This is a genomic window from Streptomyces fagopyri, assembly GCF_009498275.1.
Lineage (GTDB): Bacteria > Actinomycetota > Actinomycetes > Streptomycetales > Streptomycetaceae > Streptomyces > Streptomyces fagopyri.
Genome location: NZ_CP045643.1, coordinates 3,180,956 through 3,203,197, shown reverse-complemented (window position 1 = coordinate 3,203,197; position 22,242 = coordinate 3,180,956). Strand labels below are relative to the sequence as shown.

At 72.0% G+C, this 22,242-nt stretch carries 12 protein-coding genes; 1 reads left to right on the top strand and 11 read right to left on the bottom strand.

Going from position 1 to position 22,242, the window contains the following annotated elements:
• Window positions 1–124: 124 nt before the first annotated feature.
• The 3 genes from treS to GFH48_RS13550 all read right to left on the bottom strand — a co-directional run bounded on the left by treS (window position 125) and on the right by GFH48_RS13550 (window position 5,362).
• Window positions 125–1,843 carry a maltose alpha-D-glucosyltransferase gene (gene treS, locus GFH48_RS13560; protein WP_153288521.1) on the bottom strand — a complete coding sequence of 573 codons (1,719 nt, stop codon included), beginning with the start codon at window positions 1,841–1,843 and terminating at the stop codon, window positions 125–127.
• The gene (locus GFH48_RS13555) at window positions 1,840–3,957 is read right to left on the bottom strand and encodes an alpha-1,4-glucan--maltose-1-phosphate maltosyltransferase (RefSeq protein WP_153288520.1); all 2,118 of its coding nucleotides are present in this window, start codon (window positions 3,955–3,957) and stop codon (window positions 1,840–1,842) included. Before GFH48_RS13555 ends, treS begins: the two co-directional genes overlap by 4 nt.
• A 202-nt stretch (window positions 3,958–4,159) precedes the next feature.
• Complete coding sequence (locus GFH48_RS13550; protein WP_153288519.1) at window positions 4,160–5,362, bottom strand: S8 family peptidase; 1,203 nt, start codon at window positions 5,360–5,362, stop codon at window positions 4,160–4,162.
• A gap of 383 nt (window positions 5,363–5,745) precedes the next feature.
• On the opposite strand from GFH48_RS13550, the gene GFH48_RS13545 reads away from it, so the two are divergent.
• Window positions 5,746–8,364 carry a glycosyltransferase family 1 protein gene (locus tag GFH48_RS13545; protein WP_153288518.1) on the top strand — a complete coding sequence of 873 codons (2,619 nt, stop codon included), beginning with the start codon at window positions 5,746–5,748 and terminating at the stop codon, window positions 8,362–8,364.
• A gap of 37 nt (window positions 8,365–8,401) precedes the next feature.
• On the opposite strand, the gene GFH48_RS13540 is transcribed toward GFH48_RS13545, so the two are convergent.
• From GFH48_RS13540 to GFH48_RS13505, 8 genes are all read right to left on the bottom strand, one after another.
• Entirely contained in the window at window positions 8,402–8,920 is a 519-nt protein-coding gene (locus GFH48_RS13540) for a DUF1990 family protein (RefSeq protein ID WP_153288517.1), read from the bottom strand.
• Window positions 8,921–8,988: 68 nt separating this feature from the next.
• The gene (locus GFH48_RS13535) at window positions 8,989–10,650 is read right to left on the bottom strand and encodes a M4 family metallopeptidase (RefSeq protein ID WP_153288516.1); all 1,662 of its coding nucleotides are present in this window, start codon (window positions 10,648–10,650) and stop codon (window positions 8,989–8,991) included.
• A 298-nt stretch (window positions 10,651–10,948) separates the two neighbouring features.
• On the bottom strand, window positions 10,949–12,979 hold the full coding sequence (locus tag GFH48_RS13530) for a M4 family metallopeptidase (protein WP_153292891.1): 2,031 nt from the start codon (window positions 12,977–12,979) through the stop codon (window positions 10,949–10,951).
• Between the two features lie 472 nt (window positions 12,980–13,451).
• Window positions 13,452–14,429, bottom strand: a complete 978-nt coding sequence (locus GFH48_RS13525; protein ID WP_153288515.1) for an NAD(P)-dependent alcohol dehydrogenase — start codon at window positions 14,427–14,429, stop codon at window positions 13,452–13,454.
• Window positions 14,430–14,683: 254 nt separating this feature from the next.
• Window positions 14,684–16,525, bottom strand: a complete 1,842-nt coding sequence (locus GFH48_RS13520; RefSeq protein ID WP_153288514.1) for an ABC transporter ATP-binding protein — start codon at window positions 16,523–16,525, stop codon at window positions 14,684–14,686.
• Complete coding sequence (locus tag GFH48_RS13515; RefSeq protein WP_153288513.1) at window positions 16,522–18,267, bottom strand: ABC transporter transmembrane domain-containing protein; 1,746 nt, start codon at window positions 18,265–18,267, stop codon at window positions 16,522–16,524. Before GFH48_RS13515 ends, GFH48_RS13520 begins: the two co-directional genes overlap by 4 nt.
• A gap of 57 nt (window positions 18,268–18,324) precedes the next feature.
• Window positions 18,325–20,250, bottom strand: a complete 1,926-nt coding sequence (locus GFH48_RS13510) for an ABC transporter ATP-binding protein (protein ID WP_153288512.1) — start codon at window positions 20,248–20,250, stop codon at window positions 18,325–18,327.
• Window positions 20,247–22,127, bottom strand: a complete 1,881-nt coding sequence (locus GFH48_RS13505) for an ABC transporter ATP-binding protein (RefSeq protein WP_153288511.1) — start codon at window positions 22,125–22,127, stop codon at window positions 20,247–20,249. Before GFH48_RS13505 ends, GFH48_RS13510 begins: the two co-directional genes overlap by 4 nt.
• Window positions 22,128–22,242: the final 115 nt, after the last annotated feature.

Sequence of the window (22,242 nt, the reverse complement as noted above, 5' to 3'; positions counted from 1 at the left end):
CGTCCTTTCCCCAGGGACCGGGGGACCGGAGACCCAAGGACCCAGGGACCCGGAGTCCGGGCGAGTCGGGGGTGTTACTGATGGGTGCCCCGGGCGGGACGGGGGAAACCGCCCCGCCCCGGTTCTACACGGCGTCCTTGCGGAGCCGGAACCAGTAGAAGCCGTGGCCTGCGAGGGTGAGCAGGTAGGGGAGTTCACCGATGGCGGGGAAGCGGACTCCGCCGATGAGCTCGACGGGGTGACGGTCGTTGAAGGCCCGCAGGTCGAGTTCGGTGGGCTGGGCGAAGCGCGAGAAGTTGTGCACGCACAGGACCAGGTCGTCCCCCTCGTCCTCGGTCGAGGGGGCCTCGCGCAGGAACGCGAGGACGGCGGGGTTGGAGGAGGGGAGTTCGGTGTAGGAGCCGAGGCCGAAGGCCTTGTTCTGTTTGCGGATCTCGATCATGCGGCGGGTCCAGTGCAGCAGTGACGAGGGGGAGGACATGGAGGCTTCGACGTTGGTGACCTGGTAGCCGTAGACGGGGTCCATGATGGTGGGCAGGAAGAGGCGGCCGGGGTCGCTGGAGGAGAAGCCGGCGTTGCGGTCGGGGGTCCACTGCATGGGGGTGCGGACGGCGTCGCGGTCGCCGAGCCAGATGTTGTCGCCCATGCCGATCTCGTCGCCGTAGTAGAGGATCGGGCTGCCGGGCAGGGAGAGCAGCAGGGCGGTGAAGAGTTCGATCTGGTTGCGGTCGTTGTCGAGCAGGGGGGCGAGGCGGCGGCGGATGCCGATGTTGGCGCGCATGCGCGGGTCCTTGGCGTATTCCGCGTACATGTAGTCGCGTTCCTCGTCGGTGACCATTTCGAGGGTGAGCTCGTCGTGGTTGCGCAGGAAGATGCCCCACTGGCAGTTGTTGGGGATCGCGGGCGTCTTGGCGAGGATTTCGGAGACGGGGTAGCGGGACTCGCGGCGTACGGCCATGAAGATGCGCGGCATGACGGGGAAGTGGAACGCCATGTGGCACTCGTCGCCGCCGGAGGGGAAGTCGCCGAAGTAGTCGACGACGTCCTCGGGCCACTGGTTCGCCTCGGCCAGCAGCACCGTGTCCGGGTAGTGCGTGTCGATCTCCTTGCGCACCCGCTTCAGGAACTCGTGGGTCGCAGGAAGGTTTTCGCAGTTGGTGCCCTCGACCTGGTACAGGTACGGGACCGCGTCCAGCCGGAAGCCGTCGATCCCCAGGTCCAGCCAGAACCGCAGCGCGGAGACGATCTCCTCCTGCACGGCGGGGTTCTCGTAGTTGAGGTCGGGCTGGTGGGAGAAGAAGCGGTGCCAGTAGTACTGCTTGCGGACCGGGTCGAAGGTCCAGTTGGAGGCCTCGGTGTCGACGAAGATGATCCGGGCGTCCTGGTACTGCTTGTCGTCGTCGGCCCAGACGTAGTAGTCGCCGTAGGGGCCGTCGGGGTGGGAGCGGGACTCCTGGAACCACGGGTGCTGGTCGCTGGTGTGGTTCATGACGAAGTCGATGATGACGCGCATGCCGCGCTGGTGGGCGGCGTCGACGAACTCGACGAAGTCGGCGAGGTCGCCGAATTCGGGGAGTACGGCGGTGTAGTCGGAGACGTCGTAGCCGCCGTCCCGCAGGGGGGACTTGAAGAACGGGGGCAGCCAGAGGCAGTCGACGCCGAGCCACTGCAGGTAGTCGAGTTTCGCGGTGAGGCCCTTGAGGTCACCGACGCCGTCGCCGTTGCTGTCCTGGAAGGAGCGGACCAGGACCTCGTAGAAGACGGCGCGCTTGAACCATTCGGGGTCGCGGTCCTTGGCCGGAGTGTCCTCGAAGGTGTCCGGTACGGGCTCGTTGATGATCATATGGTGGGTGACCCTCCGATGTGCGGTGAGGACGGTCGCAGGACGGTGAGAATGTGCGCGGGCCTGTGTCCCGGCTCCAGACGCACATAGTTGGCCCTGCCCCAGTGGTAGGTCTCGCCGGTGAGCTCGTCGCGCACCGGCACGGACTCGTGCCAGTCCAGGCCGAGTTGCGGCATGTCCAACGAGACCGTGGCCTCCTGGGTGTGGTGGGGGTCGAGGTTGACCACCACCACAACCGTGTTCGAACCGCGGGCGTCCGTGACGGACTTCGAGTAGGCGATCACCGCCTCCTTGTCCGTGTGGTGGAAGTGCAGGTCGCGCAACTGCCGCAACGCCGGGCTGCTCCGCCTGATCGCGTTGAGCGCACCCAGCAACGGCGCGATGCTATGTCCGTCACACTCCGCCGACTCCCAGTCACGCGGACGCAGTTGGTACTTCTCGGAGTTCAGGTATTCTTCGCTCCCCTTGCGCAGCGGAGTGCTCTCGCACAGCTCGAAACCGCTGTACACGCCCCAGGTCGGGGACAGCGTCGCGGCGAGCACCGCCCGCAGCTCGAAGGCCGGACGCCCGCCGAGCTGGAGGAACTCGTGCAGGATGTCCGGGGTGTTGACGAAGAAGTTGGGCCGCATGGAGGCGGCGGCCTCGCCGGACAGCTCGGTGAGGTACTCGGTCAGCTCCCGCTTGGTGTTGCGCCAGGTGAAGTACGTGTACGACTGCTGGAAGCCGATCGCCCCGAGCGTGCGCATCATCGCGGGCCGGGTGAACGCCTCGGCCAGGAAGATCACGTCCGGGTCGGTGCGGTTGACGTCCGCGATGACCTCCTCCCAGAAGACCACCGGCTTGGTGTGCGGGTTGTCCACACGGAAGATCCGCACCCCGTGGTCCATCCAGTGCCGCAGCACCCGCAGCGTCTCCCGGACCAGCCCCGGCATGTCCTCGTCGAAGGCGATCGGGTAGATGTCCTGATACTTCTTCGGCGGGTTCTCCGCGTACGCGATCGTGCCGTCGGCGCGGTGATGGAACCACTCCGGGTGCTTCTCCACCCACGGATGGTCGGGGGAGCACTGCAGCGCGAAGTCGAGGGCGACTTCGAGACGCAGATCCGCCGCCCGGCGTACGAAGGCGTCGAAGTCGTCGATGGTGCCGAGGTCCGGGTGGATCGCGTCGTGCCCGCCCTCCGGCGAGCCGATCGCCCACGGCACCCCGACATCGTGACGGCTCGCCGACAGACCGTTGTTGGGACCTTTGCGGAAGGTCGTGCCGATGGGATGGATCGGCGGGAGGTAGACGACGTCGAAGCCCATCTCCGCGATGGCGGGCAGACGTTCGGCGGCAGTCCGGAAGGTGCCGTGGACCGGCGGGTCCAGCTGCCCGCTCTCCGAACGCGGGAAGAACTCGTACCAGGAGCCGTACAGCGCCCGCTCACGCTCCACGAGCAGAGGCAACGGTTCCGACGACGTGACGAGTTCGCGCACCGGGTGACGGGCGAGCAGCCGGTCCACCTCGGGGGTGCGGGCGGCGGCGAGACGGGCCGCGGCCGGCCGGCCGGTGTCGCGCAGCGCGTCCACGGCGGCGAGCACGACGGCCCTCCCGTCCTGGCCCGCGGGCACACCGGCGGCGGCCCGTTCGTACAGTCGTGCGCCCTCCGCCAGGACCAGTTCCGTGTCGATGCCGGCCGGGATCTTGATCCCCGCGTGATGGCGCCAGGTGGAGACCGGATCGCTCCACGCCTCCACGGTGTACGTCCACCGGCCCGTCGTGCCCGCGGAGACCGTGGCGCCCCAGCGGTCGGTGCCGGGCGCGAGTTCGCGCATCGGCGCCCAGGGGCCGGTGCGGCCCCGCGGATCTCTCAGGACGACGTTCGCGGCGACCGCGTCGTGGCCCTCGCGGAAGACCGTGGCGGAGATCTCGAAGGCCTCGCCGACCACCGCCTTGGCCGGGCGGCGGCCCTGGAGGACGAGGGGACGTACGTCGAGGACGGGGATGCGTCCGACGCCGCCGCGGGGGTCCGCGGAGGGTGTCTCCGGCGCGCCGGGGGCGGCGTCGGCCGTGCGTGGGGGGGAGGTGTCGGAGGTGGTCGTCGGGGGTGGCGACGTGTGGTGCGTGGCGGGCATGACCGCTCCTGTCCGCGTCAACGTGGGTGGGCGGATGAGGGTGTGGGGAGGTGGGGCCTGCGGGCTGTACCGCAGGAGCCTTCCCACCCTGTTCGGGTGGGCAATCCGACGCTTTGTTAACTCCTTACGCCTGTGTCCGCGTACAAGACCGGCCTCGTCCCGTGTGGACGGGGCCGGTTCACGCCCCCCCCGGGGCGGATCTCTAGGGACCGCCGACCCGCAGCAGCCTGTCGGGAGAGCCCGCCCCCGCGCCGGTGACCCTCCCGGGCACCGCGCGCCGCAGGAGTGCCCTGCCCACCTCGGCCGGTGTCGCCCGGCGGTGGTCGGCCAGATAGAGCGCCGCCGCGCCCGCGACGTGCGGACTCGCCATCGACGTACCGGAGAGGGTCGCCGTCCCGGTGTCGCTCCGGTACGACGCGGAGGTGATCGCCACGCCGGGCGCGAAGAGGTCCACCGAGGCGCCGTAGTCGGAGAATCGCGCCCGCGTGTCGGTCCGGTCGACGGCGCCGACGGTGAGGGCCTGCGTGACGCGGGCGGGGGAGTACAGATTGGCCGGTTTTCCGCCATTGCCCGCGGCGACCGTGTAGGTCACCCCCGAGGCGATCGAGTTGCGTACGGCGGCGTCCAGCTGGGCGTTCGCCTTCCCGCCCAGGCTCAGGTTGGCGACCGCGGGCCGGTGCGCGTGCCGGGTCACCCAGTCGATGCCCGCGATGACCTGCGCGGTGGTGCCGGAGCCGTCGTCGCCCAGCACCCGGACGGCGACGACCCGGGCCTTCCCGGCGACGCCGTACTCCGTCCCGGCGACGGTGGCCGCGACATGGGTGCCGTGTCCGTTGCCGTCGCCCGCGGTCCGGTCGTTGCCGACGAAGTCCCAGCCGTAGCGGGCCCGGCCGCCGAAGTCCCGGTGCGTGATCCGGATGCCGGTGTCGATGACGTACACGGTCACGCCCGCGCCGCCCGGTGCCGGTGCGGTGTAGCTCCTGTCGAGCGGCAGACCGGGCTGGTCGATCCGGTCCAGGCCCCAGGACGGCGGGTTCCTCCCGGCCCGGTCGAGCCGCACCCGGGTGTCCTGGACGACCGAGGCCACCCGGGGGTCGGCCGCGAGCCGGCGGGCCTGCCGCGCACCCGCCCGCACGGCATAGCCGTTGAGCGCGGTGCCATACGTATGGCTGATTTTCGCCCCGTACTCCTCGGCGATGCCCTTTCCCTCAGGGGACGGAGCCAGGGTGCCCCCCTTCAGCGTCACGATGTAACTTCCGCCGACGGAACCGGGGGCGCCGACCCCCTCCGGCCGGCCCCCGGGTGTGGCGTGCGCCGGTGGCGCGACGACCGAGAGCACCGCGGCCGTCACGACCGCGACCAGGCCTCCCGCCCCGTGCGGACGCCACCGTCTCGACCGTGCCATGACGTGGGTTCCCCTCCTCGACTCGGAGCGCGCGGACCGGGCCGACCGGTACGGACCGCGGTCCGCCGCACGCCACCTGGCAGCCTCTCGTGCGGTGTGAAGTGCCACAAGGCCGCCCATGAGTGCGGAATCGGCCATATCAGTCGTGGCGTGCGGGGGAGACCGCGGAGAGCCGACGCCCCACGCGCCGTGCTGTCCGGGGCCCTGTCAAGGGGCCGTCCGGGGCCGGACGACCCCGCCCGTCCACGCCGGAGTTCCCCCGTGCGCCGTAGTTGCGGAGGCACTCTCGCCGCTAACGTCGTGGATGACGAAGGGCGCACAAGGACGTGCGTCCCTCAGCCGCGTACGTCCTGCCGCTTACGTCCTTCGTGAAGGTGGAACTCGTGAAGGCAATCCGCAGATTCACCGTCCGGCCCGTCCTGCCCGAAGCCCTCCACCCGCTCAGCGACCTGGCGCGCAATCTGCGCTGGTCCTGGCACGCCGAGACCCGCGACCTCTTCCAGTCCGTCGATCCCGAGCGCTGGTCCGCGTCGGACGGCGACCCCGTACGGCTGCTGGGCAGCGTGCCGCCCCGGCGGCTGGCGGATCTCGCGGAGGACCGCCGCTTCCTGCGCCGGCTCGCCGCAGTCGCCGACGACCTGCGCGACTACATGACCGGCGAACGCTGGTACCAGGTCCAGTCGTCCGAACTCCCCACGGCCATCGCCTACTTCTCACCGGAGTTCGGCATCACGGCCGCGCTCCCGCAGTACTCCGGGGGTCTCGGCATCCTCGCCGGTGACCATCTGAAGGCCGCCAGCGACCTGGGCGTACCCCTGATCGGTGTCGGCCTCCTGTACCGGCACGGCTACTTCCGGCAGTCCCTGTCCCGGGACGGCTGGCAGCAGGAGCACTATCCGCTCCTGGACCCGAACGAACTCCCGTTGGTACCGCTGCGCGAGATCGACGGGACACCCGCCCAGGTGACGCTGGCCCTCCCCGGCGGACGGGCGCTGCGGGCGCGGATCTGGCTGGCCCAGGTCGGCCGGGTGCCCCTGCTCATGCTGGACTCGGACGTGGAGGAGAACGGCCTCGGCGAGCGCGGGGTGACCGACCGGCTGTACGGCGGAGGCAGCGAACACCGGCTGCTCCAGGAGATGCTGCTCGGCATAGGCGGGGTGCGCGCGGTACGGACGTACTGTCGCCTCACCGGCCACGCGCAGCCCGAGGTGTTCCACACCAACGAGGGGCACGCGGGCTTCCTCGGACTGGAGAGGATCGCCGAACTCGCCGAGACCGGGCTCGACTTCGAGGCCTCGCTGGAGGCCGTTCGGGCCGGCACGGTCTTCACCACCCACACCCCCGTCCCGGCCGGGATCGACCGTTTCGACCGTGAACTGGTGGCCCACCACTTCGGTCCCGACGCCGAACTCCCCGGCATCGACGTCGAGCGGATCCTCGGCCTCGGCATGGAGACCTATCCGGGCGGCGAACCGAACCTCTTCAACATGGCGGTGATGGGCCTCAGGCTGGGACAGCGCGCGAACGGCGTCTCCCTGCTGCACGGCCACGTCAGCCGGGAGATGTTCTCCGGTCTGTGGCCGGGATTCGACCCGGACGAGGTCCCGATCACCTCGGTGACCAACGGTGTGCACGCCCCGACCTGGGTGGCGCCGGAGGTCTTTAGGCTCGGCGCCCGCCAGATCGGCGCGCAGCGCACCGAGGACGCGTTCACGGTCGGCGGCTCGGACCGCTGGGACGCCGTGGCGGACATCGCCGACCAGGAGATCTGGGACCTGCGCCGGGTGCTGCGGGAGCAACTGGTGGTGGAGGTGCGCGAGCGGCTGTACGCCTCCTGGCGCCAGCGCGGTGCCGGGACCGCCGAACTCGGCTGGATCGACGGGGTGCTCGACCCCGACGTACTGACCGTCGGCTTCGCGCGCCGCGTCCCCTCGTACAAACGGCTGACGCTGATGCTGCGGGACCGGGACCGGCTGATGGACCTGCTGCTGCACAGCGAGCGGCCGGTCCAGATCGTCGTGGCGGGCAAGGCGCACCCCGCCGACGACGGCGGCAAGCGTCTGGTGCAGGAACTCGTCCGGTTCGCGGACGACCCGCGGGTGCGCCACCGGATCGTGTTCCTGCCCGACTACGGCATGGCGATGGCGCAGAAGCTCTACCCGGGCTGCGACATCTGGCTCAACAACCCGCTGCGTCCGCTGGAGGCGTGCGGGACGAGCGGGATGAAGGCGGCGCTCAACGGCTGCCTCAACCTCTCGGTGCTGGACGGCTGGTGGGACGAGTGGTTCCGGCCCGACTTCGGCTGGGCGATCCCGACCGCGGACGGCACGGCGACCGACGACGACCGGCGCGACGACCTGGAGGCGTCGGCGCTGTACGACCTGCTGGAGCAGCGCGTCGCCCCCCGCTTCTACGAGCGGGGCCAGGGCGGTCTGCCGGACCGCTGGATCGAGATGGTCCGCCAGACGCTGACCCATCTCGGCCCGAAGGTACTGGCCGGGCGGATGGTGCGGGAGTACGTGGAGCGCCTGTACACCCCCGCGGCCCGCTCGCACCGCGCGCTCTCCCCGGACGCGGCCCGCGAGCTGGCGTCCTGGAAGTCCCGTGTGCGGGCCGCCTGGCCCCGGGTCGCGGTCGACCACGTGGAGGCCTCCGCCGCGACGACCACGGCCGAACTCGGAACCACCCTCTCCCTGCGCGTCCGGGTCGCGCTGGCCGATCTCGCCCCCGACGACGTCGAGGTGCAGGCGGTCTCCGGGCGCGTCGACTCGCGGGACCGCATCGCCGACGCGACCTGCGTCCCGCTGAAGCCGGCGGGCGGCCCCGACCCGGAGGGACGGTGGGTGTACGAGGGCCCGCTCTCCCTCGACCGCACGGGCCCCTTCGGCTACACGGTCCGCATCCTGCCCACCCACCGGCTGCTCGCGTCGAGCGCCGAGGTGGGGGTCGTCGCGGTGCCCGCGGAGGGAGTGGGGGAGGCGGCCGGGGTCCTGATGCGCTGAGTCCCGGCGCGCCGGGGCGCGGTGGCCCGCGCCGCCGTCAGAGCGGGTCGAGTCCCGAGCACAGGCGGCGCAGGGCCAGACCGCAGCGGCGGGCGTACGCGTGCTGGAGGCCGCGGGTCGCCGGGCCGGCCGCGCGGGAGTACCACCTGGCCGCGCGGCTGAAGGCGGTCACGGTCAGCCAGACCGTGCCGTCGCCGGTCCGGTCGACCACGAAGGACTCCTCGCCGCTCTCGGGGTGGCCCGGCAGCGTGCCGTACGCCCAGCCCGCGCGCCGGTACTCCTCGACCGTCCAGACCACCCGGCAGGGTGCCTTGATCGGGCCGAGGCCGACGGTGACGTCGGTGCCGGGGGCGGCTCTGTCGGTGCCGGCGGATATGGCCACCCCCGTCTCCCGGTGCATCGCCCAGGTCATGACGGCTTCGGAGGCGGCGCGGAAGACCTCCTCGCCCTCGCCGATGCGGGTGCGGAGGTGGAGGGGTCGGAACCCCGGCGGGCAGCGGCCGTCGCGCGTCGCGCCCACGTCCTCGTAGGTGAAGGGAGTGTCCGGGGAGACCATGGGGACAGCGTAGGGCGGTACCCGGAGCCGACCGCTCCCCGGGTACCGCCCTGGTGCCTAGCGGATCACTAGTTCACGTTGACCGCGGCCCAGGCCGCCGCCACCGTCGTGTACTCCGTGCTGCCGGATCCGTACAGCGCGGACGCCGCGGAGAGCGTCGCGGTGCGGGCGGCCTTGTAGTTCGTCGTCGACGTCATGTAGGTCGTCAGCGCCTTGTACCAGATCTGCAGGGCCTTGGCGCGGCCGATGCCGGTGACCGTGGAGCCGTTGGACGTCGGCGAGTTGTAGGAGACGCCGTTGATGGTCTTCGCGCCGCTGCCCTCCGCGAGGAGGTAGAAGAAGTGGTTCGCGACGCCGGACGAGTAGTGCACGTCCTTGTTGCCGACCGTGGAGGACCACGAGTCCGCCGAGCCGCCGTCCTTGCTGGGCTTGTCCATGTAGCGCAGCGGGGTGCCGTCGCCGTTGATGTTGATCTTCTCGCCGATGAGGTAGTCACCGGGGTCCGAGGCGTTGGCCGCGTAGAACTCGACGCCGGTTCCGAAGATGTCGGAGGTCGCCTCGTTGAGGCCGCCGGACTCGCCGCTGTAGTTGAGGCCCGCGGTGTTGGAGGTGACACCGTGGCTCATCTCGTGGCCGGCCACGTCCAGCGAGGTCAGCGGGTGGGTGTTCCCGGAGCCGTCGCCGTACGTCATGCAGAAGCAGCTGTCGTCCCAGAACGCGTTGACGTACGAACTGCCGTAGTGGACCCGGGAGTAGGCGCCCACGCCGTTGTTCTTGATGCCGCTGCGGTTGAACGTGTTCTTGTAGAAGTCCCAGGTCTCCTGGGCCCCGTAGGCGGCGTCGGCGGCCGCCGTCTGGTCCGTGGTGGAGCTGGAGGCGGTGCCGGTGCCCCACACGTCGTCGGCGTCGGTGAACAGCGTGCCGGTGCCCGACGTCCCGTGCTTGAGGTTGTACGTCTTGTGGCCGCCGCGCGTGCCGTCCGTCAGGTTGTACGTCGTGCCCGACTTGGTGGTGCTGAGGGTGACGGTGCCGGAGTAGAGGCTCTTGCCGGTGCCGGTCTCGATGCCCTGGTACTCGTAGAGCTTCTTACCGGTGGCCGCGTCGGTGATGACGTGCAGTTCGTTCGGGGTGCCGTCGTCCTGGAGGCCGCCGACGACGGTCTCGTAGGCGAGGGTGGGCTTGCCGGTGGCGGCCCAGATCACCTTGCGGGGGGCGCGGTCGGCGCTGGTCTGCGCGGAGCCGGCCGACTGCGCGGCGGTCAGCGCCTGCTTCTCCGCCTTCGCGGTGGTGACCTGCGGCTTGAGGGAGGCGACCTTGATGGCCGCTGTCACGGCCTTGGTGACGCCCTCGGTCCGGCCGGCCTCGGACTCGTGGACGACCAGGTCGCCGCCGAGGACCGGGAGGCCGTTGTACGTGCGCTCGTAGCGGGTGTGCACCGTGCCGTCCACGTCCTTGACGACGTCTCTGACGACCAGCTTCTCCTTGGCACCGAGGCCTATCTGCTGGGCTGTCCGGGGCGCTGCCGCGTCGGCCTGCTTGATCAGGCCGGTGCGCGCGGCGGCGGACAGCTGGACCGTGGCGCCGGGGAGCTTCGCCCGGCCGGCCGCGGCGAGCGGCTCGGACTGGGCGGAGGCACCGGTGGTCAGACCGGTGGTGAGCAGGGCTCCGGCGGCGACAGCGGTGGCGATGGCCAGGGTGGTGCGCTTGTGACGCGCGTAGAGGGGAGTCACGCAAGCTCCTTCTGTGGGGGCGTCCGGCGCCGTGGGGTGGTCGTCCGGACGATGCGAAGTTGCGGTGCGGGTGAGCCGTGCGGTGGAAGAGTGACATCCAGGGCGCGTACATGTCAGGAGTGCAAGCGCAGGTTGGCCGAAAAGCGTCCGTTGGATGAAGATCGCTGTACGTAATACGGACCCGATCAAGGGTAAAAGGCAGGGCAACGCAAACTCCGGGTGACGCAAAGAGGGCGCCGCCCCGGGGAGTTGAACCACCGGAGCGGCGCCCTGTCTTCGGCTCGCGTCCAACCGCGGTCTACGGGAAGGTCAGCTTCCAGCTGTTGATGTAGCCGGTGTCCTGTGCCGCCTGGTCCTGGACCTTCAACTTCCAGGTGCCGTTGGCGACTTCGGAGGAGGCGTTGACCGTGTACGTCTCCTGGACGTTGTCCGCGGAGTCCGACGAGCTGAAGTTCTTCAGCCGGTAGGTCGAGCCGTCCGGGGCCACCAGATCGATGACCAGGTCGCCGCGCCAGGTGTGCACGATGTTCACGTCGACCAGCAGGTTCGACGGGGCGTTGCCGGTGCGGCCGGTGACGGCGACCGAGGAGGTGACCGCCGCTCCGTTGTCCGGAATTGATACGTCGGCCGTGTTCTCGAACGACGTACCGCCACCGCCGCCGCCCGGGCGCGAGCCGACCTTCACGGCCGCCCAGGCGTTCTGGACCGCCGTGTACTCGGCGCTGGTGGTGCCGTACAGCTCACCCGCCGCCGCGAGCGTGCCGGTGCGGGCCGCCGCGTAGTTGGTGGTCGAGGTGAACTTGGTGGTGAGCGCCCGGTACCAGATCTGCAGGGCCTTGTCGCGGCCGATGCCGGTGACGGGGAGGCCGTCGCCGGTCGGCGAGTTGTAGCTGACGCCGTTGATGACCTTGGCGCCGCTGCCCTCGGACAGCAGGTAGAAGAAGTGGTTCGCGACGCCCGAGGAGTAGTGGACGTCCAGGCCGCCGACGCTGGAGGACCAGTTGTCCGCCGAGCCGCCGTCCTTGCTGGGCTTGTCCATGTAGCGCAGCGGGGTGCCGTCGCCGTTGATGTCGATCTTCTCGCCGATGAGGTAGTCACCGGGGTCGGAGGCGTTGTTGGCGTAGAACTCGACGCCGGTTCCGAAGATGTCGGAGGTCGCCTCGTTGAGGCCGCCGGACTCGCCGCTGTAGTTGAGGCCCGCGGTGTTGGAGGTGACACCGTGGCTCATCTCGTGGCCGGCCACGTCCAGGGCGGTCAGCGGGTCCGCGTTGCCGGAGCCGTCGCCGTACGTCATGCAGAAGCAGCTGTCGTCCCAGAACGCGTTGACGTACGCGTTGCCGTAGTGGACCCGGGAGTAGGCGCCGACACCGTTGTTCTTGATGCCGCTGCGGTTGAACGTGTTCTTGTAGAAGTCCCAGGTCTCCGCGGCGCCGTAGTGCGCGTCGGCGCCGGCCGTCGCGGCGTTGGAGATGGTGCCGTTGCCCCAGGTGTCGCTCGTCTGCGAGAAGAGCGTCCCGGTGCCGGACGTCCCACGGTTCAGGTTGTACGTCTTGTGGCCGCCGCGGGCGCCGTCGGTCAGCGTGTAGTTGGAGCCCGACTGCGTCGTCGTCAGGGTCACCTGGCCGCTGTACTGGGTGTTGCCGACGCCGGTCTCGATGCCCTGGTACTCGTAGAGCTTCTTGCCGGTGGCCGCGTCGGTGATGACGTGCAGCTGGTTCGGGGTGCCGTCGTCCTGGAAGCCGCCGACGACGGTCTCGTAGGCGAGGGTGGGCCTGCCGTTCGCCGCCCAGATCACCTTGCGGGGCGCGCGGTCGGCGCCGGTCTTCTTCGACCCGTCGGCCTTGGCGGCGGAGAGGGCCTGCCGTTCGGCGGTGCCGGCCGCGACCGCGGGCGTGAGGGAGGCGACCTTGATCTCGGCCCCCGTCGCCTTGACGACCCGCTCCGTGCGGCCGGACTTGGCGGTGTCGACGACCAGGTCGCCGCCGAGGACCGGGAGTCCGCCGTAGGTCCGCTCGTAGCGGGTGTGGACCGTGCCGTCCGCGTCCTTGATGACGTCACGGGCGACCAGCGACTCCTTGGCGCCGAGGCCGAGGTCCTTGGCGGTGGTCGCCTTGGCGGCGTCGGCGTCGCGTATCAGCTCGGCGCGCTGCGAGGGGGTGAGCCTCAGGGCGACGGCGCCGGGGTCGACCTTGCCGGGGGCCGGCTTCTGGGGTGCGGCGCTCGCGGCGCCCGACTGGACCGCGGCGGCCAGCAGGGCGGAGACGCCGACGAGGGCGACGGCGGCGACACGGCGACGGGCGGTGTGGGAGGTGCGTCTGTGCGAGGACATGCTGCTCAACACTGACTCCTTCTGCGTGGCCACGGCTCGCGCGGCCAGTGGGGATCCGGGCGGTGGGTACCCGTCCGGGCAGAACAGGGCAGTACGCAGAACCAGTTGCACGAAGGTCTTCGGTCGCGGCACGGCAGCGGACACTGTGAGGTTGCTGTGGAGCGACCGTGGGAAGAGTGGCAGGAGATCTCACCTCCTGTCAGGAGCGCATCAAGAACTTGGCCGGAATCCTTTCGTTCTCCGGTTGGTCATGTTCGGTATACGAACCCGCGCGTCCCCGTGTGCCGGCCCGGACGCGACCGCACCGTCGTGGTGGTCGGCGTGATCGCGTACGGCGCCGTGGCGAACGTGACGAACGATCCCGTCCTGAGAGGGATTGGCTCGTTCGTGCCGCCATGTCCGTGAAGCCGTGCTCGGCCGGGCCGGGGACGCGGACCCGGGCCGGCCGGGCCCGGGTGACGCCGTGGCCCCGTCACACGGTGACGACGACCTTCGCGCGGGCGTGTTCGACCTCCACGTACCGGATCGCCTCGGGCACCTCGCCGAGCGATCCGTACGTCCGGTCGACGACCGGGGTGACCTTCCCCGACTCGACGAACTCCCGCAGCACGGTCAGGTTCGCCCCGCTCGGCGCCGCGAAGAACGTGAGCAGCCGCTGACCGACGAAGCGGGACAGCGCCTGCCCCTTGAGGGTCAGACGTATCGGCCCGAGGAGACTGCCGCCCCCGGACACGCCCCCGCCGGACAGCAGCAGCGTTCCCGTGGGCGTGAGCGCGCGCCGCAGGTCCGTCAGCGAGCGGTTCGCCACGAGGTCGAACACGACGTCGTGGCGCGTCCCCGCGCGGGTGAAGTCGTCCCGGGTGTAGTCGATGACGTGGTCCGCGCCGAGCGAGCGGACCAGGTCCGCGTTCCGCGTGCTGCACACGGCGGTCACCTCCGCGCCGTACGCCTTGGCGATCTGCACGGCGAAGGTCCCGACGCCGCCCGACGCGCCGTTGACCAGGACCCGTTGCCCCGCCGTCACGCGCCCCAGGTCACGCAGGCCGATGAGCGCGGTGTTCCCGGCGAGCGGCAGCGCGGCAGCCTGTTCGAAGCTCAGCCCGGCGGGTTTCACCGCCACCATGTCCTGCGGGGCCGCCACGTACTGCGCGAACGCGCCGTCGGTCTCGCCGAACACCTCGTCCCCGGGGCGCACCCGCTTCACGTCCGCGCCGACCGCCTCCACCCGTCCGGCGAAGTCCCGGCCGCGGACCGGTGTCCTCGGCCGGCGGACACCGAAGGACAGACGCGCCAGATACGGGTCCCCCCGCATGAGGTGCCAGTCGTACGCGTTGACGGACACCGCGCGCACCCGCACGAGAACCTCACCGGCGCCGGGCACCGGTCTGTCGAACTCCTTCAGCTCCAGCACGTCGGGAGAGCCGTACCGGTCCTGGGCGATCGCCTTCATCGGGCCTCCGTGACACACGGGAACGCGCGGGGTCGGTGCGAAGGGTCCATCGGGCGGCCGGGCGCCACCGCTCTCGACGGTAGCCGAGCGGGAGGGGTACGGGAATCGGCGGAGAGCCCCGCGCGAAGGGAACCCGGGGCCGGCCCGGCGCCGAGGCGCCCGGACGGACCCCGCCGCGACGACTCCCGCCGGCGGCCCCCGCCACGACGGTCGTCCCCAGGCCCCCCGTATCCCCGTCCCGGTGTGTGGGCCGATCACCCGACCCGGCGTGGGGGAGGCGCTGTCGGGGAAGGTCGTGACGGCGGGCTCCCGGCGGTGTCCCGGGGTTCCCGCTCTCCGTGCCACGAACGCCACAGCGCCGCGTACGCGCCGCCGGCCGCCACCAGGTCGTCGTGCGTGCCGAGTTCGGTCAGCAGGCCGTCCTCCATCACGGCGACCCGGTCCGCGTCGTGCGCGGTGTGCAGCCGGTGCGCGATGGCGATGACCGTGCGCCCTTCGAGCACCGCGGCGAGCGCGCGCTCGGTGTGCCGGGCGGTCGCCGGGTCGAGCAGGGCCGTGGCCTCGTCGAGGATCAGCGTGTGGGGGTCGGCCAGCACCACGCGGGCCAGCGCCAGTTGCTGGGCCCGGGAACCGTCCGCGACGTGTTCCCCGGGGCCCAGCCCGGTGTCCAGCCCCTCGGGCAGCGCCCTGGCCCACTCGTCGGCGCCGACGGCGGCCAGCGCCGCCCACAACTCGGGGTCCCCTGCGGCCGGCGCGGCGATCAGCAGGTTGTCGCGGACCGTCCCGAGGAAGACATGGTGCTCCTGGGTGACCAGGACGACCTGGCGCCGCAGCCGCTCCGGATCGAGTCCGGCGATCGGCACCCCGCCGACCGTCACGCTGCCCGAGCCCGGCGCGTCGATGCCCGCGAGCAGCCTGCTCAGGGTGGTCTTCCCGGCGCCGGAGGGACCGACGACCGCCAGCCGCTCCCCGGGCCGCACGGTCAGGTCGACCCCGCGCAGCACCTCGCCCCCTCGGCCGTAGGAGTAGCGCACGCCGGTCACGTCGATCCGGTCGTCCGCCGGGGCGGGGGAGCGGGCCTGCTCGGTCCTGGGCGCCCGGCCGAGGCCCTCCACCCGGGCGAAGGAGGCGCCACTGCTCTGCAACTGCTCGACCTGGATCAGGATCTGGTCGAGCGGCTCGCCGAGCTGGCGCAGATACAGCGTGGCGGCGACCACCGCGCCCAGGCTCATCGCACCGTGCGCGTGCAGAGCGCCGCCCAGCAGCAGCACACCGGCCACGGGGACGACGTACGACACCTCGACGACGGGGAAGAACACCGTGCGCAGCCGGAGGGTGTGCAGCCGGGTGCGGCGGGACGTCTCCAGCGCGTCGCGGCTCGCGGCGACCCGCCGGCGCTGGAGCCCGAAGGCCTCGACCGCGCGGGCGCCGTCGGCGGTGGCCGCGAGGACCTCGGCGACCTCCGAGGTGGCCGCACCCTCCGCGAGATAGGCGGCGCGCGCCCGGCGCAGATACCAGCGCGTGGCGAACCAGATGCCGGACAGGCCGAGCACCCCGCAGCCGCCGAGCACCGGACTGAGGACGAAGACCGCGCCGAGCATGAACAGCACCTGCGCCGAGGAGATGAGCAGCGCGGGTCCGGCGTCGCGCAGGGTGGTGCCCACCAGGGCGACATCGGCGGTTCCCCGGGCCGTCAGATCGCCCGTGCCGGCCCGCTCCACGACCGAGGCGGGCAGCGCCAGGGCCCGCTCCACGAAGTCCTCGCGCACCCGTGCGAGGGTGCGCTCCCCGAAGCGGTGCCCCGTCCGGCGCGCGGCGCGCGTCAGCAGCAACTGGGCGAGCGCGCACCCCAGGATGACCAGCGCCAGACGGTCCACCGTCGCCGGCTCCATCCCCGCCCCCGCACCGCCGCCGGCCCGCGCGCCGGAGACGCCGTCGATGATCCGGCCCAGCAGCCACGGCCCGACCACCCCGGCCGCGGCGGCCAGCACATTGAGCGCCAGGACCCCGGCGAAGGCCCGTCCGTCCGCCCGCACCAGCCGGAGCGCGGCCCGCCGGACCTCGGCCGGCCCGGCGACGGGCAACTGCGCACTCATCGCACGACCTCCTGGGCGTCCTGGGCCGCGTCCGGGGTGTCGGTCTGCGCGTCCCGGGCCACCAGCGCGCGGTATCCGGGCTCCCCGTCGAGGAGTTCGCGATGGGCGCCGCTCGCCGCGACCCGGCCGTCGACCAGGTACTGCACGGTGTCCACGTGGTCGAGCAGCAGCGGCGAGGTGCTGGTGACGACGGTCGTACGGCCCGAGCGCGCCGCGCGCAGCCGCCTCGCGACGGCGGCCTCGGTGTGGGCGTCGAGTGCCGAGGTGGGCTCGACCGCGAGCAGCACCTCGGGATCGGCGAGCAGCGCCCGCGCCAGCCGGACGCGCTGGCGCTGCCCGCCGGAGAGACTGCGGCCCTGCGCGTCGACGGCCGAGTCGAGCCCGTCCGGCAGCCCGAGGACGATGTCGTCCGCCACGGCCGCGCGCAGACAGCGGGTGACGGCCGTGTCATCGGGGTCCCCGCGCCCCGAGACCAGCTCGCGCAGGGTGCCCGCGAACAGGTCGGCCTCGTTGTCGGCGACCAGGATCCGGGCCCTGACCTGCGCGAGGTCGAAGGCGTCGAGGCGTACGCCGTCCCAGGTCGCCGCCGAACGCGTGTACCGGCCGAGCCGGTCGACGACGGCCGCCGCGTCCGCGGGGCGGTCGGCGACCAGTGCGGTGAGTCTCCCCGGCGTCACCTCGACACCGGACTCCGGGTCGCGCAGTACGGACGGCGACGCGGGGCCGTCCAGGGCGTCGGGGTCGGGGGACGCCAGGGGCTCCAGGGCGAGGAACCGGACGACCCGGCGGGCGGCCACCAGGCCCCGGCTGAGCTGGTACCCGCACTCGACGAAGAACGCCACCGGCATCACCAGGACCGCGACATAGCCGTACACGGACACCAGCTCGCCCACCGAGATCGCCCCCTGGGCCGCCAGCCGGGCGGCCAGCCAGGTCACGACGGCCAGGAACACCGTCGGCAGCCCGGCGCCGAGCGCCTGCACCCAGCTCGTCACCGCCCCCACCCGGTAGCCCTGCGCGCGCAGTTCCTGCGAGTCGCGGCGGAAGGCGTCGGCGTACAGCCCCTTGCCGCCCAGCCCGTTGAGGACGCGCAGGCCCCCGGCGAGGTCGCCGATCCGGGCGGTCAGCACCGCCTGCCGCTCCCGGTACCCGGTCTCCACTCCCTGAAGCCGTCCCAGCAACGGACCGACCAGCAGGGCGATCACCGGCACCCCGAGCAGCACCACCGCGGCCAGCGAGGCCGAGACCGACAGCAGCAGGCCGGCCACCACGGCGTACGCGACGACCGCGCCGACGCCGGGTCCGACGACGGTCAGGGACTGGCTGATCGTCTGGACGTCACCGACACCGATCGTGACGACCTCACCGGCGCCCGCCTGCCGGGAGAGGGCGGCGCCCAGCCGGGTCGCCTGCGCGATGACGATCTTGACCGTGCGGAAGTTGGCGTCCATCCGCAGCCGGGTCATCATGCGGTGCCGCATGATGCCCACCCACGCGTTGAACGCCCCCAGCCCCAGCAGGGCGGCGGCCCAGCCGGCCAGCGCGGCGCCGTCACCGGGCTCCAGCCCGTCGTCGATCGCGCGGGAGAGCAGATACGGCGTGAGCGCCATGAGGACCATCCAGACGGTGCCCAGCACCGCCCCGGCGACGGCCCGCCCCGGCTGCCGGCCGACCAGCCACCACAGGTACCGGCCAGCCCCTCGGGCGTCGGGCGTTCCCGGGTCCTCGTACGCGTCGATCATCCGCTCCCCAGCGCTTTCCTGGTGCCGTGTCCGTCTCCCGCGGGCCCGCCGTGTCCGTTACACGAGGCTGTCCCGCCACGCCCGGTGCAGGTCCGCGAACCGGCCGGTGGACGTCACCAGTTCGGCCGGAGCGCCGTCCTCGACGATCCGTCCGTGCTCCATCACCAGCACCCGGTCGGCGATCTCGACCGTCGACAGGCGGTGCGCGATGACCACCGCCGTCCGGCCGCGCAGAACCGTCAGCATGGCGCGCTGCACGGCCCGCTCGCCGGGGACGTCCAGTGAGCTGGTCGCCTCGTCGAGGATGAGGACGGCCGGATCGGCGAGCAACGCCCGCGCGAAGGCGACGAGTTGGCGTTGACCGGCGGAGATGCGGCCGCCCCGCTTGCGGACGTCCGTGTCGTAGCCCTCGGGCAGCGCGCTGATGAAGTCGTGGGCGCCGATCGCCTTCGCGGCCCGCTCGATCTCCTCCCGGCTCGCGTCGGAGCGGCCGATGGCGATGTTCTCGGCGACCGTGCCGGAGAACAGGAAGGCCTCCTGGGTCACCATCACCACCCCGCGCCGCAGCTCCGGCACGGACAGCTCGCGCAGGTCCACGCCGTCGAGCAGCACCCGGCCGTCCGAGGGGTCGTAGAAGCGGGCCAGCAGCTTGGCGAGCGTCGACTTGCCCGCGCCCGTCGAGCCGACGACGGCCACCGTCTGCCCCGCGGGGAGTGCGAGCGAGAAGGCGGGCAGCACCTCGCCGCCGGTCCGGTACGCGAAGCGGACGTCCTCGAAGACGACCGAGCGGCCCGGCTGTCCGGAGGCGAGGGCGGGCAGTTGCCGCGGGGCGGCGGGCTCCGGCACGGACGGCGTCTGCGCCAGCAGACCCGCGATCTTCTCCAGGGAGGCGGCCGCGGACTGGTACGAGTTGAGGAACATGCCCAGCCGGTCGATCGGGTCGTAGAGGCGGCGCAGATACAGGACCGCGGCGGCCAGCACGCCCAGCGCCAGCGACCCCGAGGCCACCCGGTACGCGCCCCACAGCACGATCGCCGCGACCGCCGTGTTGGCGACCAGACGCGAGCCGACGACATAGCGGGCCATCTCCAGCAGGGCGTCGCCGTTCGTGTGCTCGTGGCGCTTGTTCAGGATCCGGAACTCCGCGTCGTTGACGTCCTCGCGGCGGAACGCCCGCACCGGCCTGATGCCGTTCATCGTCTCCGCGAACTTCACGATGACGGCTGCGATCGCGGTCGAGCGCAGCCGGTAGATACGGCCCGCCCGGCGCCGGTAGACCCGTACGAGGAGGTGGAGCGGCACGAAGGAGGCCACCGCCAGCGCGCCGAGCCCCAGGTCCAGCCAGAGCAGCATCGCCGAGATGTAGACGAAGGACAGGACGACCGTGATCAGTTCCTGGAGGCCCTCGCTGAGCAGTTCACGCAGCGACTCGACGTCCGTCGTGGAGCGGGAGATCAGCCGGCCCGAGGTGTAGCGCTCGTGGAAGTCGACGCTGAGCGCCTGCGCGTGCCGGAAGATCCGGCCGCGCAGATCCAGCAGCACGTCCTGGTTGACCCGGGCGGACGCGCCGATGAAGGCGTACTGGAGGCCGCCGGCGACCAGCGCGCACAGCAGGTACGTGACCCCCACCGCGACCAGCGGACCGTGGTCGCCCCTGCGCAGCGCCGGTACCGCCCGGTCGATGGCGTACGCGACGAGCAGCGGCCCGGCCTGGACGGCGGCCTGCTGGAGCAGGAGCAGGACGGTCGTCACCACGACGCGGGCCCGCAGCGGGGCGAGCAGCGAGCGCAGCAGGGTGGCGGTGGCGCCCGGGGGAGTGGGCAGGGTGTCCCGGTCGAAGGGGTCCTGGTGCCGCTCCGCCTCCGGCGCCGGGCCCTTCCGTCCGGACCGCGTGCCGGGCTCCTCGCGAGGCTCCGTGCCGGGCTCCTCGCGGGACTCCCCGCCGGGTTCCCGGTCCGGCGCGGTGGTCGTGGGCGCCGTCATCGCTCGGTCTCCTCGTCGCCGGACATCAGATGGGCGTACTCGGTGTTCGTACGCAGCAGTTCGTGGTGGGTGCCGACCGCGGTGACGCGGCCCCCGGAGAGCAGCGCGACGCGGTCGGCGAGCAGCACCGTGGACGGGCGGTGCGCCACGATCAGGGCGGTCGTCCCGGCCAGGACGCGGCGCAGCGCGGCCTCCACCGCGGCCTCGGTGTGGACGTCCAGCGCCGACAGGGGGTCGTCGAGGACGAGGAAGCGGGGACGGCCGACCACCGCTCTGGCGAGGGCGAGACGCTGGCGCTGCCCGCCGGACAGGCTCAGGCCCTGCTCGCCGACCTGTGTCGCCGTGCCCTGCGGGAGGGCGTGCGCGAAGTCGGCCTGTGCGACGGCAAGGGCCCGGTCCAGGTCGGCCTCCCCGGCGTCGTCGCCGGCGCCCATCAGCACGTTCTCCCCGACGCTCGCCGAGAAGAGGGTGGGCTCCTCGAACGCCACCGCCACCCGCGCGCGAAGCTCCTCGCGCGGCAGCGTGGTGATGTCCTCGCCGTCCAGTGTGATCCGGCCGGACGTCACCTCGTGCAGGCGGGGGACGAGAGCGGTGAGCGTGGTCTTGCCGGATCCTGTGGCGCCGACCAGGGCCATGGACTCGCCCGACCGGATGTGCAGGTCGACGCGGTCGAGGACGGGGGGCGTGTCGGCGGGGGTGTCCGGGTAGCGGAAACGGACGCCGTGGAACCGTAGGCCGCCGTTGTTGTCGCCGTCGCCGTCGCCGTCGCCCGAATCCGGGAGCGGGCCAGCGTCCGAACCCGGGGCCGCGCTCGCGTCCGCGTCCGCGGCGGTGGCCGGGTCGGTGGACGTGGAGGCGTCCGGGGACTCGGGCTCCGCGTCCATCACCTCGAAGTACCGCTCCGTGGCCGTCGCCGCCTCCTGGCTCATCGCGAGGAGGAAGCCGATGGAGTCGACGGGCCAGCGCAGTGCGAGGGCCGTGGAGAGGAAGGCCACCAAGGTGCCCGCGGACAGGCGGTCGTCGGCGACCTGCGTCGTGCCGAGGACGAGCGCGGCACCGATGGCGAGTTCGGGCAGGGTGACGATGACGGCCCAGATGGAGGCCAGCAGCCGGGCCTTGGCCAGTTCCGTGCCGCGCAGCGTGCGGGACAGCTCGCGGAAGGCGCGGGCCTGGCTGCGATGACGTCCGAAACCCTTGATGATCCGGATGCCGAGCACGCTCTCCTCGACGACCGTCGTCAGGTCGCCCACCTGGTCCTGGGCCCGTCGCGCGACCTGCGAGTAGCGCCGCTCGAAGATCCAGCAGACGGCCATGACGGGCAGCGCGGGAGCGAGCAGCACCAGCCCCAGCGTCCACTCCTGGTCGAGCATGATGAGGACGCCGACCAGGATCGTCACGCCGTTGACCAGCAGGAACGTCAGGGGGAAGGCGAGGAACTGACGCAGCAGCATCAGATCGGTGGTGCCCCGGGACAACAGCTGGCCGGAGGCCCAGCGGTCGTGGAAGGCGACCGGGAGACGCTGCAGATGCCGGTACAGGTCCGCCCGCATGTCCGCCTCGACCCCCGCCAGCGGCCGAGCCACCAGCCACCGGCGCAGCCCGAACAGGACGGCCTCGGCGATGCCGAGCAGCAGCAGGTACAGCGCGCCGAGCCAGATGCCCGCCGGGTCGTGGTCGGTCACGGGACCGTCCACCATCCACTTCAGGACGAGCGGGATCACCAGCCCCGTGCACGACGCCACGACCGCGACGGCGGCCGCGCCGAACAGCCGGGCCCGCACCGGCCGTACGTACGGCCACAGGCGCAGCAGGCTGCCGACGGTCGAATGGTCCCTGGTTCCGGCACGGTCCGTGGTCACTGCATCTGGAGTGGACATCAGGAGCGAGCCTACGGACCGGCACTGACAGTGCCCACCGAGTTTTGGCCGGAGCTGAATCGTTCCACGGGGCGCGCGGGGTCGTAGTGCCGCATCGACCGATCGGCTGATGCCC

Excerpts from the sequence above, each read along its gene's own strand:
- GFH48_RS13525 (WP_153288515.1), bottom strand. The coding sequence starts at position 14,429 with ATGAAGGCGATCGCCCAGGACCGGTACGGCTCTCCCGACGTGCTGGAG.
- GFH48_RS13555 (WP_153288520.1), bottom strand. The coding sequence starts at position 3,957 with ATGCCCGCCACGCACCACACGTCGCCACCCCCGACGACCACCTCCGAC.
- GFH48_RS13540 (WP_153288517.1), bottom strand. The coding sequence starts at position 8,920 with ATGGTCTCCCCGGACACTCCCTTCACCTACGAGGACGTGGGCGCGACG.
- GFH48_RS13520 (WP_153288514.1), bottom strand. The coding sequence starts at position 16,525 with ATGAGTGCGCAGTTGCCCGTCGCCGGGCCGGCCGAGGTCCGGCGGGCC.
- GFH48_RS13530 (WP_153292891.1), bottom strand. The coding sequence starts at position 12,979 with ATGTCCTCGCACAGACGCACCTCCCACACCGCCCGTCGCCGTGTCGCC.
- GFH48_RS13505 (WP_153288511.1), bottom strand. The coding sequence starts at position 22,127 with ATGTCCACTCCAGATGCAGTGACCACGGACCGTGCCGGAACCAGGGAC.
- GFH48_RS13510 (WP_153288512.1), bottom strand. The coding sequence starts at position 20,250 with ATGACGGCGCCCACGACCACCGCGCCGGACCGGGAACCCGGCGGGGAG.
- GFH48_RS13550 (WP_153288519.1), bottom strand. The coding sequence starts at position 5,362 with ATGGCACGGTCGAGACGGTGGCGTCCGCACGGGGCGGGAGGCCTGGTC.
- GFH48_RS13515 (WP_153288513.1), bottom strand. The coding sequence starts at position 18,267 with ATGATCGACGCGTACGAGGACCCGGGAACGCCCGACGCCCGAGGGGCT.
- treS (WP_153288521.1), bottom strand. The coding sequence starts at position 1,843 with ATGATCATCAACGAGCCCGTACCGGACACCTTCGAGGACACTCCGGCC.